Consider the following 15269-nt stretch of genomic DNA (forward strand, 5'->3'; position numbering starts at 1 on the left):
CGGTACGGGCACGCTTGCAACACGCGGCTCAGACACAAACAAGACGGCACACAGTCGGCATACGAGGAGACGCCCGGTGGTCACGAACGAGCAGCGGCGGCGGCAGCTCGCCCGGGAGAAGTTCGAACGGCAGCAGGAGCGCCGCGAGGCGGCCCGGCGCAAGGTGGTCCGCCGCAACGCGGTGATCGCCGCGGGTCTCGCGGTGGTGCTGGCCGCCGGAGCCACCGCGTTCGCCACGGGCGCGCTGTCCGGCGACGACAAGAAGGACAAGTCCGACGCCGCGGCGCCGGACTCGCCGCCGGCGAAGAAGCCGAACCCCTGCGCGAAGGCCGAGCCGGGCGTCCCCGCGACGGCGACGTGGAAGAAGGAGCCGGAGCTGACCGTCGACAAGTCGGCCTCGTACGCGATGGATCTGAAGACGACGTGCGGCACCGTCGACATCAAGCTCGACGCGGCGAACGCCCCGCACACGGTCAACTCCTTCGACTTCCTGGCCGGCAAGGGCTACTTCGACCACACCAAGTGCCACCGGCTCACCACCGGCGGGATCTACGTCCTGCAGTGCGGCGACCCGAAGGGCACCGGCCAGGGCAACCCGGGCTACAACATCCCGGACGAGAACCTCAAGGACTCGAGGCTCAAGGGGAACGTCTATCCCGCGGGCACGGTCGCCATGGCCAACACCGGTCAGCCCGGCACCGGGGGCAGCCAGTTCTTCCTCGTCTACCAGGACAGCCAGCTGCCGCCGACGTACACGCCCTTCGGCACGATCGGCGCCGAAGGCATGAAGGTCCTCAAGAAGATCGCCGCCGCGGGCGAGCAGTCGGGCGCCGGCGACGGTGCCCCGAACGCGACCGTGGTGATCAACAAGGCGGTCGTCAGGAAATCCTGACGACCGGGCGGTCGGCGGCGCCCGCGCGGTCGAAATTTCGGTCGCGCGGGATACGGACAGCCAGGCCACCGGTCGCCTATGTTTGCGTTGTGTAGGGTGCCTGATCCGACGGCGACCCGCACCCCAATGACAAGCCGTCGGACCGGTCAGGGCGCGGCCCTGCCGGAACAAACTGTGGACGATGCCCGCGGGTCGCACGCCGGCCCCGGCATCATGTGGAGGAGGCGCTGTGAGCAGCGACCCATGGGGCCGCGTCGATGAGACGGGGACTGTGTACGTGCGTACCGCCGACGGCGAGCAGGTCGTCGGCTCGTGGCAGGCGGGGTCTCCCGAGGAGGCCCTCGCTTACTTCGAGCGCAAGTACGAGGGCCTGGTCGTCGAGATCGGCCTCCTCGAGCGCCGGGTCAGGACCACCGACCTGTCCGCCAAGGACGCGATGACCGCGATCGACCACCTGCGGACGCAGGTCGACGAGCACCACGCGGTCGGCGATCTTCAGGCGCTGCGCGAGCGGCTCGACAAGCTCGTCGCCGCCGTGGAGTCCCGCCGCGAGGAGCGCAAGGCGGCGAAGGCGAAGCAGTCCGACGAGGCCCGTACGGCCAAGGAGAAGCTGGTCGCCGAGGCCGAGGAGCTGGCGGCGAGCGAGCAGTGGCGGTCGGCGGGCGAGCGGCTGCGCGCCCTGGTCGACATCTGGAAGGGCCTGCCGCGGCTGGACCGCAAGGCGGACGACGAGCTGTGGCACCGCTTCTCGCACGCCCGCTCGGCGTTCTCCAAGCGGCGCAAGGCGCACTTCGCCTCGCTGGACGCGCAGCGCGAGGAGGCCCGTAAGACCAAGGAGAAGCTGGTCGCCGAGGCCGAGTCGCTCTCCGGGTCCACGGACTGGGGCCCGACGGCCGCGCGTTACCGCGAGCTGATGGCGGACTGGAAGGCCGCGGGCCGTGCGCAGCGCGAGTCCGAGGACGACCTGTGGACCCGCTTCCGCGGCGCGCAGGACGTCTTCTTCCAGGCGCGCAGCGGGGTGTTCGCCGAGCGCGACGCCGAGCAGGCGGGCAACCTCACGCGCAAGGAGGAGCTGGTCGTCGAGGCCGAGAAGCTGCTGCCGGTCGCGGACCTGAAGGCGGCGCGGGCCGCCTTCCGCTCGATCAACGAGCGCTGGGAGGCCATCGGTCATGTGCCGCGGGACGCCCGGCCGAAGATCGAGGGCCGGATGCACGCGGTCGAGCGCGCCATCCAGGAGGCCGAGGAGGCCGAGTGGCGGCGGACGAACCCGGAGGCGCGGGCCCGTGCGGCCGGTCTGACGGGGCAGCTCCAGGCCGCGGTCGACAAGCTCCAGGAGCAGGCCGACAAGGCGCGTGCCGCGGGCAACGACGCCAAGGCGGACAAGCTCACCAAGGAGCTCCAGGGCCGCAAGGCGCTGCTGGACCAGGCCCTGAAGGGCCTGGAGGAGTTCGGCGGCTGATCTTCTCCGCATGTGTAAGGGGCTCCGGCTTTAGCCGGAGCCCCTTACACATGCCCGTGTCACGGCCTGCGGGCCGACGTGACGCGGTAGACGTCGTAGACGCCCTCGACGCCGCGCACCGCCTTCAGGACGTGGCCCAGGTGCTTGGGGTCGCCCATCTCGAAGGTGAACCGCGAGGTGGCGACCCGGTCGCGGGAGGTCTGCACGGCGGCGGAGAGGATGTTGACGTGCTGGTCGGACAGCACCCGGGTGACGTCCGACAACAGCCGGGACCGGTCCAGCGCCTCCACCTGGATGGCGACGAGGAAGACCGAGGACTGCGTGGGCGCCCACTCGACCTCGAGGATCCGCTCGGGCTGCTGCGAGAGCGAATCGACGTTGACGCAGTCGGCGCGGTGGACCGAGATGCCGTTGCCCCGGGTGACGAAGCCGATGATCGGGTCGCCCGGCACCGGCGTGCAACAGCGGGCCAGCTTGACCCACACGTCGTCGACGCCCTTGACGACCACGCCCGGGTCGGCGCTGGAGCGGCGCTTGGAGCGGCCGCGGATCGGTGCGGACTCCTCGATGTCCTCGGTCGCCGCGTCCTCGCCGCCGAGGGCCTGGACGAGCTTCTGCACGACGCCCTGGGCCGCGACGTGCCCCTCGCCGATGGCGGCGTAGAGCGAGGAGATGTCGGGGTAGCGCATCTCGTGCGCGAGGGTGACGAGCGAGTCGCCGGTCAGGATCCGCTGGATCGGCAGGTTCTGCTTGCGCATGGCCCGCGCGATGGCGTCCTTGCCCTGCTCGATGGCCTCGTCGCGGCGCTCCTTGGAGAACCAGGCGCGGATCTTGTTGCGGGCGCGGGGCGACTTGACGAAGCCGAGCCAGTCGCGCGAGGGCGCGGCGCCCGGCGCCTTGGAGGTGAAGACCTCCACCAGGTCGCCGTTGTCCAGGGTCGATTCGAGCGGGACGAGGCGCCCGTTGACCCGGGCGCCTATCGTGCGGTGGCCGACCTCGGTGTGCACGGCGTAGGCGAAGTCGACCGGTGTGGCACCGGCCGGGAGCGCTATCACGTCGCCCTTGGGCGTGAAGACGAAGACCTCGTTGCGCGAGAGGTCGAAGCGCAGGGACTCCAGGAACTCGCCCGGGTCCTCCGTCTCCTTCTGCCAGTCGAGCAACTGCCGCAGCCAGGCCATGTCGTTGACGGTGTCCTGGTTCTTGCCGGCGTTCTTGGGGACGTCCGTGCGGATCTTGGACGCTCCGGCGACGGCCTCCTGCTTGTACTTCCAGTGCGCGGCGATGCCGTACTCGGCGCGGCGGTGCATGTCGAAGGTGCGGATCTGCAGCTCGACGGGCTTGCCGCTGGGCCCTATGACCGTCGTGTGCAGCGACTGGTACATGTTGAACTTGGGCATCGCGATGTAGTCCTTGAACCGCCCCGGGACCGGGTTCCACCGGGCGTGGACGGTGCCGAGCGCCGCGTAGCAGTCGCGGACGGTGTCGACGAGGACGCGGATGCCCACCAGGTCGTAGATCTCGGCGAAGTCGCGGCCTCGCACGATCATCTTCTGGTAGACGCTGTAGTAGTGCTTCGGGCGGCCGGTGACGGTGGCCTTGATGCGGGCGGCGCGCAGATCGGCCTGGACCTCGTCGGTGACGATGGCCAGGTATTCGTCGCGCTTGGGGGCCCGCTCGGCGACGAGGCGGACGATCTCGTCGTACATCTTGGGGTAGAGGATCGCGAAGGCGAGGTCCTCCAGCTCCCACTTGATGGTGTTCATGCCCAGCCGGTGCGCCAGCGGGGCGTAGATCTCGAGGGTCTCGCGGGCCTTCTTCTCCTGCTTCTCCCGCTTGAGGTAGCGCATGGTGCGCATGTTGTGCAGGCGGTCGGCGAGCTTGATGACCAGGACCCGGGGGTCCTTGGCCATGGCGACGACCATCTTGCGCACGGTCTCGGCCTGCGCGGCCTCGCCGAACTGCACCCGGTCGAGCTTGGTGACGCCGTCGACGAGGAGCGCGACCTGGTCGCCGAAGTCCCGGCGCAGGTCGTCCAGGCCGTACTCGGTGTCCTCGACGGTGTCGTGCAGCAGCCCGGCCATCAAGGTGGCCGGGTCCATGCCCAGCTCGGCGAGGATCGTGGTGACGGCGAGGGGGTGGGTGATGTACGGGTCGCCGCTCTTGCGCTTCTGGCCGCGGTGCCAGCGCTCGGCGACCTGGTAGGCCCGCTCGATCTGGCGCAGGGTGGTGACGTCGGCCTTGGGGTCGTTGCCCCGGACGATGCGCAGCAGCGGTTCGAGGACGGGGTTGTACGGGCTGGAGCGCTGCACGCCGAGGCGGGCGAGGCGCGCCCGGACGCGGCTGGAGGAGCCGGGGCGGGGCGTGGGGCCCTGCGGGGGCGCGGGCCGGACCGGGCCGGCGCCGGCGACGGTGGCCGGCTTGTCGCCGGAGGTGCGCGGCCGTGCGGCCGGAGTGGGCGCCTCGGGGCGGGAGGCGGCCTCGTGGCGCGGTTCGGCCGCCGGAGGGTTGTTCGGCTGCGCCGCGCTCTGTCCCGCGGCCGTGGAGCCGGACTCGGGCGCACCGCTGCGGGGGCTGCCCTCGGGCGTGCCCTTGGCCGCCGCGGCCTCGGGAGACGACTTGTCCGACTGTGCGGCGGTGAGCGGCTGGGCCTTGTCTGGCAAGAGCACTCCTCATGCGGGGTCCGGCCCCCCGATCAGGTCCGGACTGCCATGGTATCGATCCCGGCCGGATCGCTCCCGCTGGCCCGGCATCCGAAGAGACGCGCGAGGCGGGCACCGGGTTCTCCCCGGTGCCCGCCTCGTGGCCTCGCGTGCCCGTTTTCCGGGCCCGTAGCGCCGTCACGGACCGGTTTGGGCGGGTCCATGACGTCGGTACGGATCAGACCGTGATCAGTGCCTCCAGCGGGGCGCCCTCGAGGGCGCCCGCCAGCCGCTGCCGGCCGTCGAGGAACCCGAGCTCCATCAGGACGGCCACACCGGCCACCTCGGCGCCGGCGCGGCGGATGAGCCGCAGCGACGCCTCGGCCGTACCGCCGGTGGCCAGCACGTCGTCGATGACCAGCACCCGGTCGCCGCTGCTGAGCGCGTCGGCGTGGATCTCGATCTCAGCGGTGCCGTATTCCAGGTCGTAGGCCTGGGCCAGCGTCGCGCCGGGCAGCTTGCCCGCCTTGCGGACGGGCACGAAGCCGAGGCCCGCACGGACGGCGACCGGGGCGGCGAGGATGAAGCCGCGGGCCTCCAGGCCCACGACCTTGTCCGCGCCGTACCGCTCGCACAGCTCGACGAGGGCGTCGGTCAGCGCGCCGAACGCCTTGGCGTCGGCGAGCAGCGGGGTGATGTCCTTGAACATCACGCCCGGCTTCGGGTAGTCCGGCACGTCGTGGATTCGGTCCAGGAGCAGCTCGCGCAGCTCCGGGCCGGCGCCGCCGGTGTACGCCGCGCTCATCGGCGCTTGCCCGACGGACGGCCGCCGCGGCCACCGCGGCCGTCACGGCCGCTCCGGCCCGCCGACTGGCGGCGCGGGCCGACGACACCGGCCGCGGCCGTGTCGTCGTCCTCGCCGCTCTCGGCGTCCTGGCCCGCCGCGTCCTGCGGCTGCTCCGTGCCCGACTCGCCCTTGGCCGCCGCGGCGGCGCGCTTGGCGCGCACCCGCTTGGTCAGGGCCTTCATCTGCGGGTCGCGCTCCTTGAGGTCGGCGACCAGCGGGGTGGCGATGAAGATCGAGGAGTACGCACCGGCCGCGAGGCCGACGAACAGGGCGAGCGAGATGTCGTTGAGCATGCCCGCGCCGAGGAAGCCACCGCCGATGAAGAGCAGACCGGCGACCGGCAGCAGCGCCACGACCGTGGTGTTGATGGAACGCACCAGGGTCGCGTTGAGGCTGCGGTTGGCGATCTCGCTGTACGTCCAGCGGGTCTGCTTGGTGATGTCCTTCGCACCCTCCTTGAGACCGTCGAAGACGACGACGGTGTCGTAGAGGGAGTAACCGAGGATGGTCAGCAGACCGATCACGGTGCCCGGGGTGACCTCGAAGCCGACCAGTGCGTAGACACCGACGGTGATGGTGAGGTCGTGGATCAGGGCGATCAGGGCGGCGAGCGCCATGCGCCACTCGAAGGCGATCGCGAGGTAGATCACCACCAGGATCATGAAGATCGCGAGGCCGGTCCAGGCCTTGTTGGCGATCTGGTCGCCCCAGCTGGGGCCGACGATATCGGTGTTGATCTTGTCCAGCGGGACGTCGAGCTTCTTGGCCAGCGCCTCCTGCGTCGCCCGCGACTGCTCCGTGGTCAGCTCACTGACCTGGACGCGCAGCGTGCTGTTGCCGAGCTTCTGCACGATGGCGGTGTGCCCGGAGGTCTCCTCCGCGACGTGCTGGGCCTGGGTGGCCGAGACAGAGGTCTTCGGGGTGTTGAAGACCGCGCCGCCGGAGAACTCGATGCCCATGTTCAGGCCGCGCACCGACAGGCCGACGATGGCCGTGATGGTGATGAGGATCGAGATGCCGTACCAGATCATCCGCTTGCCGACGAAGTCGTAGCCGACCTCACCGCGGTAGAGCCGGGCGCCGAGGTTTCCGAGTTTCGACATCTCACGCCTCCTTGGGGTCGACGGGGGCGGCGGGGCGGCGGGAGGCCCGCAGCGGCGGCTTGACGCCGAGACGTTTGGGGTCCAGACCGGACCACGGGTGGCCGCTGGCGAAGAACTTGCGGCGGGCGAGGAGCGTCATGAGCGGCTTGGTGAAGAAGAAGACCACGACGACGTCGAGGAGCGTGGTCAGACCGAGCGTGAACGCGAAGCCCTGCACCTTGCCGACGGTGACGATGAAGAGCACCGCCGCGGCGAGGAAGGAGACGAAGTCGGAGACCAGGATGGTGCGACGGGCACGCGGCCAGCCACGCTCGACGGCCGGACGCAGGGACCGGCCCTCCCGGATCTCGTCCCGGATCCGCTCGAAGTAGACGATGAAGGAGTCGGCGGTGATGCCGATCGCCACGATGGCGCCGCAGACGGCCGGCAGGTTCAGCGCGAAGCCGAGGGCGATACCGAGCAGCACCATGATCGTGTAGGTGAGGATCGCGGAGACCAGGAGGCTGGCCAGGGCGACGAGCGCCAGTCCGCGGTAGTACGCCACCAGGTAGATGACCACGAGGATGAGGCCGATGGCACCGGCGATCAGACCGGCGCGCAGCTGCTCACTGCCGAGCGCGGGGCTGACCGTCGTCTCGTTGACGACGTCGAAGGACAGCGGCAGCGCGCCGTAGGACAGCACGTTGGCGAGGTCCCGGGAGCTCGCCTGGGTGAACCCGCCGGAGATCTCCGCCTGGCCGCCGGCGATGGAGCTGGTCACCGAGGGGTCGGAGACGACCTCGCCGTCCAGGACGATCGCGAACTGGTTCTGCGGGGGCTGCTGGGTCGCCAGCTTGCCCGTGACGTCGGCGAACTTCTTGGAGCCGTCCTTGGTGAACTTGAGCTGGACGATCCAGCCCTTGCCCTGCTGGGTGTCGATGACGGCGGAGGCCTTGTCCACGCCGGTGCCCTCGACGGCCACCGGGCCGAGGATCTCCTTGGCGGAGCCGTCGGTCTTGCAGGCGACGATGGGGTCGCTGGCCTTGGCGGCCGCCGCGGCCTCGCTCGCCTTGGCGCGGGACGCCGGGGTGGAGCAGTCGAGCGCCGCGAGCTGCTTCTGCAGCGCGGCGACGTCACCCGGGGTCGGCGTGGGCGTGGGCGCCTTCGGGTCCTTCTTCTTGTCGGACCCGGCCTTGTCGCCCTTGGCCGACGCGCTCGGGTCCGCCGAGGGATCGGCCTTGAGGGCGTCGGTGACGGCACGGCCCTGGGGGCTGGCGGACGCGGAGGCCGAGGCGGACGGCTTGGTCTTGCCGTCCTTGCTCTTGTCGCCCTTGTCCTTGTCGCCGACCGAGGCGCTCGGCTTGGGCTCGGGGGACTTGACCCCGGGCGCCGAGGTCAGTACGGGGCGGAAGCCCAGCTTGGCGGTGGTACCGACCTGCTGACGGGCCTGCTTCGCGTTCGTCCCCTTGGGGATGTTCACGATGATGTGCTTTTCGCCCTGCGTCTGCACCTCGGATTCCGAGACGCCCAGACCGTTGACACGCCGGTCCATGATGCCGACCGCGGTGTCCATGTTGGTCTTGTTGATCGCGTTGGGCTTGCCGGGCTCGTTCTTGGCCTCCAGCGTGAAGCTGGTGCCGCCCGCGAGGTCGATGCCCAACCGTGGCGTGGTGTCGCCGGAGGCGAACATGCCCCCGATGAGCGCCACCATGGCGATCAGGATCAGGGCCAGGACGCGGCCCGGCCTGCCCTGGCCGCCCGGGGACCTGCGGCCCTTCTTGGGTGCTGCCACCTTGTCGTTTCTCCCTGTCCAACCGCCGGGCGTCGGGTGTTCGCCGGACGGCCACGATGTGTTGTGGGGACTTGCCCCCCGCCGGAGCCTAGACCGTAAGAGAACCGCGGCACACCGCTCGGTGGGTGTTCCGCGGTTCCTTGAAGGGGTTACTTGGCGTCGGCGTCGCCGTCCCGCTTGGTGTCCTGCTTGGCGTCCTTCGCCGGGGCCTCGCCCGATTCGTCGGCCTTGTCGGCCTTATCGGCCACAGCCGGGGCCTCGGGGGCCTCCTTGCCGAGGTCGATCTTCTTCTCGTCGGCCGGGGCGTCGCCCTCGGTCAGCGAGGAGGCGTCGTCGGGGACCTCGGTCTCGTCGGGCTCGATGCCGTGGACGATGCGGTTGTACTCCGCGTCCTCCAGGACGGCGCCGATGGAGTTCTTCGCGTAGATGGCGTGGACGCCCGGGGCGACCTCGAGGAGCACCGAGTCCTCGCTGATCTCCTTGACGGTCGCGTACATGCCGCCGATCGTCCGCACACCGGTGCCCGGCTGCATCTGGTCGCGCATCTGCGCGGCCTGGCGCTGCTTGTTCTTGGCCGATCGCGTCATCAGGAACATGGCCCCGATGAGCACGATGAACGGCAGGAGAGTCACGATATTCACGGGGCGGGGTTTCCTTCACACGACCGCGGGGGGCGGCCTGGTCTACGGGGGTGGTATGCCGTACCGATACGGACGGCATCGGCGGAGTCTAAGCGAGTCCGCGCCTAAGGAACAACGCTCAGCATGGCACCGGGGTTCCTGAGGCGAGAAGTCCCCGCGCCGTCACCCGCCGAAGAGTCCCTGCTGGCCGGGGCCGCCCGCGGCCTGCTGGGGCGGCACCATACCGAGGTGTGCCCAGGCCGCCGGGGTGGCGACCCGGCCCCTCGGGGTACGGGCCAGCAGACCCTCCCGGACGAGGAAGGGCTCGGCGACCTCCTCGACCGTCTCGCGCTCCTCGCCGACGGCGACGGCGAGGGTGGACAGGCCGACGGGACCGCCACCGAAGAGCCCCAGCAGCGCGGTCAGCACGGCACGGTCCAGCCGGTCCAGACCCCGGCCGTCGACCTCGTAGACGTTCAGCGCCTGGGCGGCGATCTCGCGCGTGACGACGCCGTCGGCCTTGACCTGGGCGTAGTCGCGCACCCGGCGCAGCAGCCGGTTGGCGATGCGCGGGGTGCCGCGGGAGCGGCCGGCGATCTCGGCCGCCCCCTCCCCCTCTATCTCCACGTCGAGGAGACGGGCCGAGCGGTGGATGACGCGCTGGAGCTCGGCCGGGGCGTAGAACTCCATGTGCCCGGTGAAGCCGAAGCGGTCGCGCAGCGGGGGCGGCAGCAGTCCGGCCCGGGTGGTGGCGCCGACGAGGGTGAAGGGCGGCAGCTCCAGCGGGATGGCGGTGGCACCGGGGCCCTTGCCGACGATGACGTCGACGCGGAAGTCCTCCATCGCCATGTACAGCATCTCCTCGGCGGGCCGGGACATGCGGTGGATCTCGTCGAGGAAGAGGACCTCGCCCTCGGTGAGGGAGGACAGGATCGCCGCCAGGTCGCCGGCGTGCTGGATGGCGGGGCCGGAGGTGATGCGGATGGGGGCGCCCATCTCGGCGGCGATGATCATCGAGAGGGTGGTCTTGCCGAGGCCGGGCGCGCCGGAGAGCAGCACGTGGTCGGCCGTGGCGCCGCGCTGGCGGGCGGCGCGGAGCACGAGGTCGAGCTGCTCGCGGACCCGCTCCTGCCCGACGAATTCGTCGAGGTCCTTGGGGCGCAGGGCCGCCTCGACGGCCTGGTCCTCACCGTCGGCGAGGGACCCGACCAGCCGGTCGCCTGCGGCGTACGGGCCGTCTGTCTCGGGTGCGGACTCGTCGTCCCAGTTCACGGGTGATGCCTCACGGTTCGTAGCGGTGGCCCTCGGTCTTCCCGGCTGCCGCCGGGAGGTTTCCGGCGAGGGCCGGGGCCGGGGCGGGCCCCGGATGCGGGAGGTGGACGGGGTTCGGGGCCCGGTCAGCGTGCCCGGTTCAGCGACTGCAGCGCGGCTCTGAGCAGCTGGCCCACCTGGGGCTGGGCCCCTTCGGTGAGGACGGCCTCGGCCTGGGGGGCGACGGCCGTCACGGCTTCGTCCGCCTCGCGGGTGGCGTAGCCGAGGCCGATCAGGGCGGCGTGCAGCTGGTCGCGCCAGCCGGAGGTGACGGGCGCGCCGATGCCCTGGCCGGGGCCGACCGGGTCGCCGAGACGGTCCTTGAGCTCGAGCAGCAGGCGCTGGGCGCCCTTCTTGCCGATGCCGGGGACGGCGGTGAGCGCCTTCTCGTCGCCCGTGGCGACGGCGCGGCGCAGGGCGTCCGGGTTGTGCACGGCGAGCATGGCCTGGGCGAGGCGCGGCCCGACGCCGCTGGCCGTCTGGAGCAGCTCGAACACCTGGCGCTCGTCGTCGTCGGCGAAGCCGTAGAGGGTCAGGGACTCCTCACGGACGACCAGGGTGGTGGCGAGCTTGGCGTGCTGGCCGACGCGCAGCGTGGCGAGGGTGCCGGGGGTGCACTGGACGGCCATGCCGATGCCGCCGACCTCGACGACAGCGGTGTCCGGCGCGAGGGCCGCTACGGGGCCGGAGACAAAGGAGATCATGAGGTGCCCTTCTGGGTTCCCCCGGGACGCAGCGCCGGGATGCGGGTGCCCGCGACCCGGGCGGCGGCGTGGGGGGCGGTGGCGCGGCGGTGGGCGGCGACGGCGTCCTGCAGCCGGTTGGTCGCCGGGGCCCGCCAGATGTGACAGATGGCCAGGGCCAGGGCGTCGGCGGCGTCGGCCGGCTTGGGCGGCGCGTCGAGCCGCAGCAGCCGGGTGACCATGGCACCGACCTGCGCCTTGTCGGCCCGGCCGGAGCCGGTGACGGCCGCCTTGACCTCACTGGGAGTGTGCAGGGCAACGGGCAGTCCGCGGCGGGCGGCACAGAGCATGGCGACGGCGCTGGCCTGGGCGGTACCCATGACCGTGCGGACGTTGTGCTGGCTGAACACGCGCTCCACGGCGACGAATTCGGGCTGGAACTCGTCCAGCCACTGCTCGATGCCACGCTCGACGAGGACGAGCCGCTCGGCGATGTCGGTGTCCGCCGGGGTCCGCACGACGCCGACGCCGACCATGCTCAGCGGTCGGCCGGCGACGCCGTCCACCACGCCGACGCCACAGCGCGTCAGCCCCGGGTCCACGCCCAGCACCCGCATCGCGCCCCTCCCTTCGGTCACCTGTTTGTGCAGGCTATCGGCTGCCACTGACAAAGCGACGGGCCGACGGAGTGTGTCCGTCGGCCCGTTGCTCTGTTCGCGAAATCAGGCGTCGACCTGGGCCATGACCTCGTCGGAGACGTCGAAGTTGGCGAAGACGTTCTGCACGTCGTCGCTGTCCTCCAGCGCGTCGATGAGCTTGAAGATCTTGCGCGCGCCGTCCTCGTCCAGCTCGACCTGCATGGTCGGCAGGAAGTTGGCGTCGGCCGAGTCGTAGTCGATGCCGGCGTCGACGAGGGCGGTGCGGACCGCGACCATGTCGGTGGCCTCGCTGACGACCTCGAAGGACTCACCGAGGTCGTTGACCTCCTCGGCGCCCGCGTCGAGGACCGCGCCCAGGACGTCGTCCTCGCTGAGCTCGCCCTTGGGGACGATGATGACGCCCTTGCGGTTGAAGAGGTACGACACCGAGCCGGGGTCGGCCATCGAGCCGCCGTTGCGGGTCATGGCGACGCGCACGTCGGAGGCGGCGCGGTTGCGGTTGTCGGTGAGGCACTCGATGAGCACCGCGACGCCGTTCGGCCCGTAGCCCTCGTACATGATGGTCTGGTAGTCGGCGCCGCCGGCTTCGAGACCCGCGCCGCGCTTGACGGCACTGTCGATGTTCTTGTTGGGGACCGAGCTCTTCTTGGCCTTCTGGATGGCGTCGAAGAGCGTCGGGTTACCGGCCGGGTCGGCGCCGCCCGTACGGGCCGCCACCTCGATGTTCTTGATCATCTTCGCGAAGAGCTTGCCGCGCTTGGCGTCGATCACGGCCTTCTTGTGCTTCGTCGTAGCCCATTTAGAGTGGCCGGACATCCGCCTGTCTCCTTCGCGTAACCAATTACTTAACGAACGACTGAGATCCTACCGGGATCGGTTCAGGTCGTGGCGCCCACCGTACCCATGCGCTGCCGGGCCATCCCGACGAACAGGGCGTGCACCCGGTGGTCTCCGGTCAGCTCGGGGTGGAAGGACGTGGCCAGGACGTTGTCCTGCCGCACGGCGACGGTGTGCCCGTCGTACCTGGCGAGGACCTCGACCCGGGCGCCGACGGACTCCACCCACGGGGCGCGGATGAAGACGCCCTCGACCGGTCCGCCCTCGATGCCGGCCACCTCGACGGCCGCCTCGAAGGACTCGTTCTGCCGCCCGAACGCGTTACGGCGCACGATCATCTCGATGCCGCCGAGGGTCTCCTGGTCCTCCCGCCCGTCCAGCAGCTTGTCGGCGACCATGATCATGCCGGCGCAGGTGCCGTAGACCGGCAGCCCGGCCCGCACCCGCTCGCGCAGCGGCTCCAGCATGCCGAAGGCCACCGCGAGCTTGGACATGGTGGTGGACTCGCCGCCGGGTATGACCAGGCCGTCGAGGCCGTCGAGCTCCTCGGGGCGACGGACCGGGCGGGCGACGGCGTCCGCCGCGGCGAGGGCGATGAGGTGTTCGCGGACATCGCCCTGGAGAGCGAGTACGCCGATGACGGGAGTGGACACGGTGGGACCTCTCAAACACTTTCTACGGCCGGTGGGCGGCCCCGCGGAAGGGGACCGCCCACACGGAAGACGACGGGACTACCAGCCGCGGTTGGCGTAGCGCTCCGACTCGGGGAGGGTGTCGCAGTTGATGCCGACCATGGCCTCGCCCAGGTTGCGGGAGGCGTCCGCGATGACCTTCGGGTCGTCGAAGAAGGTGGTGGCCTTCACGATGGCGGCGGCACGCTTGGCCGGGTCGCCGGACTTGAAGATGCCCGAGCCGACGAAGACGCCCTCGGCGCCGAGCTGGCGCATCAGCGCGGCGTCGGCGGGGGTGGCGACGCCACCGGCGGAGAACAGCACGACCGGCAGCTTGCCGAGCTCGGCGACCTCCTTGACGAGCTCGTACGGGGCGCGCAGCTCCTTGGCGGCGGCGAACAGCTCGTTGTTGTCGTAGCCGCGCAGACGGGCGATCTCGTTCTTGATCTGGCGCAGGTGGCGCACGGCCTCGACGACGTTGCCGGTGCCGGCCTCGCCCTTGGAGCGGATCATGGCCGCACCCTCGGCTATGCGGCGCAGGGCCTCGCCCAGGTTGGTGGCACCGCAGACGAAGGGGGTGGTGAAGGCCCACTTGTCGCTGTGGTTGATCTCGTCGGCCGGGGTGAGGACCTCGGACTCGTCGATGTAGTCGACGCCGAGGGACTGCAGGACCTGGGCCTCGACGAAGTGGCCGATGCGGGACTTGGCCATGACCGGGATGGAGACGGCGCCGATGATCTCCTCGATCATGTTCGGGTCCGACATCCGGGCCACGCCGCCGTCCTTGCGGATGTCCGCCGGAACCCGCTCCAGCGCCATGACCGCGACGGCGCCCGCGTCCTCGGCGATCTTCGCCTGCTCGGCATTGACGACGTCCATGATCACGCCGCCCTTGAGCTGCTCGGCCATGCCGCGCTTGACGCGCGCGGTGCCGGTCTCGGGGTTGGCGGACGTGCTGGTGGTCGTGCTGGACACGATGGTGACCTCACTATCAAGGGCGGCGGCAATACTGCACCCTCATACAACCCAGCGCCTGGCCCGGGGAAAAAGGGCCAATCCGAGGCCGGTGGCTTCTTAGTGGCCCGCCCGGTCCCCGAGCGCCACCGGAGGCTCGTCGTCCATCTCGAAGGCGAGGGGGAACGGCGCGTGGCCGGCGAGCCGGAACCAGCGCACCACCCGGTGTCTGCGCACGGCCCGGGCGGCGCGCACCGCGTCGTTGTGGAACCGCCGGGCCATCGGCACCCGGCGTACGGCCTCCGTCAGCTCCCGCAGTGACTCCTCACCGCCCGGCGCCTGCCGCACGGCCTCGACCTGCGGCGCCTCGGCGAAGACGGCGCGCAGCGCCTGGCTCAGCTCGCTCTCGGCGACCTCGCGGTGCTCCTCCTCGGCCTGCCGGGCGGCGTGCGCGGCCTGGTAGAGAACGATGGAGGAGGCGGGGTCGAGGACGGAGGCGGTGCCGAGTTCCTGGGCGACCGAGGCCCGCCGCAGCAATTGGGCGTCCAGCGCCGCCCGCGCGGCGTCGATACGGCTGTGCAGCCGGTCCAGTCGGCCGGCCGTCCAGCTCAGATAGACGCCGATGACGACCAGAGCGGCCGCGATCCAGATCAGTGTGGTCACGCGGCCTCACGTTACCGCTCGCCGCGGGTGCCGCTGCCGCGCCGTGGGGCTCCGCCCAGGGGCCCGCCGGACCGGCCGACGGCCGCGGTGCGACCGTGCGGTCCGCTCACCCCCCGGCTCAGCCGGGACCACGAGCCGACGACGCGACGGACGGCCGCCG

14 protein-coding genes are annotated in these 15269 nt (G+C 71.1%); 2 read left to right on the plus strand and 12 right to left on the minus strand.

Going from position 1 to position 15269, the window contains the following annotated elements; translation table 11 throughout:
* Positions 1 to 76: 76 nt before the first annotated feature.
* On the plus strand, positions 77 to 892 hold the full coding sequence (locus tag FHS38_RS12315) for a peptidylprolyl isomerase (protein ID WP_184733569.1): 816 nt from the start codon (positions 77 to 79) through the stop codon (positions 890 to 892).
* Positions 893 to 1121: 229 nt separating this feature from the next.
* The gene (locus FHS38_RS12320; protein WP_184733570.1) at positions 1122 to 2351 is read left to right on the plus strand and encodes a DUF349 domain-containing protein; all 1230 of its coding nucleotides are present in this window, start codon (positions 1122 to 1124) and stop codon (positions 2349 to 2351) included.
* Positions 2352 to 2410: 59 nt separating this feature from the next.
* Here FHS38_RS12320 and FHS38_RS12325 read toward each other — a convergent pair whose 3' ends face one another.
* The 12 genes from FHS38_RS12325 to FHS38_RS12380 form a co-directional block, all read right to left on the minus strand.
* Positions 2411 to 5011, minus strand: a complete 2601-nt coding sequence (locus FHS38_RS12325) for a RelA/SpoT family protein (RefSeq protein ID WP_184733571.1) — start codon at positions 5009 to 5011, stop codon at positions 2411 to 2413.
* A 217-nt stretch (positions 5012 to 5228) separates the two neighbouring features.
* Positions 5229 to 5795, minus strand: a complete 567-nt coding sequence (locus tag FHS38_RS12330) for an adenine phosphoribosyltransferase (protein WP_184733572.1) — start codon at positions 5793 to 5795, stop codon at positions 5229 to 5231.
* Positions 5792 to 6940, minus strand: a complete 1149-nt coding sequence (gene secF / locus FHS38_RS12335; protein ID WP_184733573.1) for a protein translocase subunit SecF — start codon at positions 6938 to 6940, stop codon at positions 5792 to 5794. The genes FHS38_RS12330 and secF overlap by 4 nt, the downstream gene beginning before the upstream one ends.
* Before the next feature lies 1 nt (position 6941).
* Positions 6942 to 8711: a protein translocase subunit SecD gene (secD, locus tag FHS38_RS12340; RefSeq protein WP_184733574.1), complete on the minus strand. Its 1770-nt coding sequence runs from the start codon at positions 8709 to 8711 to the stop codon at positions 6942 to 6944.
* A gap of 149 nt (positions 8712 to 8860) precedes the next feature.
* Positions 8861 to 9352 (minus strand): preprotein translocase subunit YajC, encoded by a 492-nt coding sequence (yajC, locus tag FHS38_RS12345; RefSeq protein WP_184733575.1) that lies wholly within the window; start codon positions 9350 to 9352, stop codon positions 8861 to 8863.
* Between the two features lie 162 nt (positions 9353 to 9514).
* Positions 9515 to 10603 carry a Holliday junction branch migration DNA helicase RuvB gene (gene ruvB, locus FHS38_RS12350; protein ID WP_184733576.1) on the minus strand — a complete coding sequence of 363 codons (1089 nt, stop codon included), beginning with the start codon at positions 10601 to 10603 and terminating at the stop codon, positions 9515 to 9517.
* 125 nt (positions 10604 to 10728) lie between these two features.
* A complete protein-coding gene (gene ruvA / locus FHS38_RS12355) occupies positions 10729 to 11346 on the minus strand; it encodes a Holliday junction branch migration protein RuvA (RefSeq protein ID WP_184733577.1) in 618 nt (205 codons plus the stop codon).
* Positions 11343 to 11942 carry a crossover junction endodeoxyribonuclease RuvC gene (gene ruvC, locus FHS38_RS12360; RefSeq protein ID WP_184733770.1) on the minus strand — a complete coding sequence of 200 codons (600 nt, stop codon included), beginning with the start codon at positions 11940 to 11942 and terminating at the stop codon, positions 11343 to 11345. Before ruvC ends, ruvA begins: the two co-directional genes overlap by 4 nt.
* A gap of 105 nt (positions 11943 to 12047) precedes the next feature.
* A complete protein-coding gene (locus FHS38_RS12365) occupies positions 12048 to 12800 on the minus strand; it encodes a YebC/PmpR family DNA-binding transcriptional regulator (protein ID WP_184733578.1) in 753 nt (250 codons plus the stop codon).
* Positions 12801 to 12862: 62 nt separating this feature from the next.
* Complete coding sequence (pdxT, locus tag FHS38_RS12370) at positions 12863 to 13474, minus strand: pyridoxal 5'-phosphate synthase glutaminase subunit PdxT (protein WP_184733579.1); 612 nt, start codon at positions 13472 to 13474, stop codon at positions 12863 to 12865.
* A gap of 78 nt (positions 13475 to 13552) precedes the next feature.
* Positions 13553 to 14467 carry a pyridoxal 5'-phosphate synthase lyase subunit PdxS gene (gene pdxS / locus FHS38_RS12375; protein WP_130876891.1) on the minus strand — a complete coding sequence of 305 codons (915 nt, stop codon included), beginning with the start codon at positions 14465 to 14467 and terminating at the stop codon, positions 13553 to 13555.
* 99 nt (positions 14468 to 14566) lie between these two features.
* Positions 14567 to 15109, minus strand: coding sequence for a LemA family protein (locus FHS38_RS12380; protein WP_130876892.1), 543 nt, complete (start codon positions 15107 to 15109; stop codon positions 14567 to 14569).
* Positions 15110 to 15269: the final 160 nt, after the last annotated feature.

Origin of the sequence: Streptomyces netropsis (assembly GCF_014203545.1) — a bacterium.
GTDB classification, from domain to species: domain Bacteria; phylum Actinomycetota; class Actinomycetes; order Streptomycetales; family Streptomycetaceae; genus Streptomyces; species Streptomyces netropsis.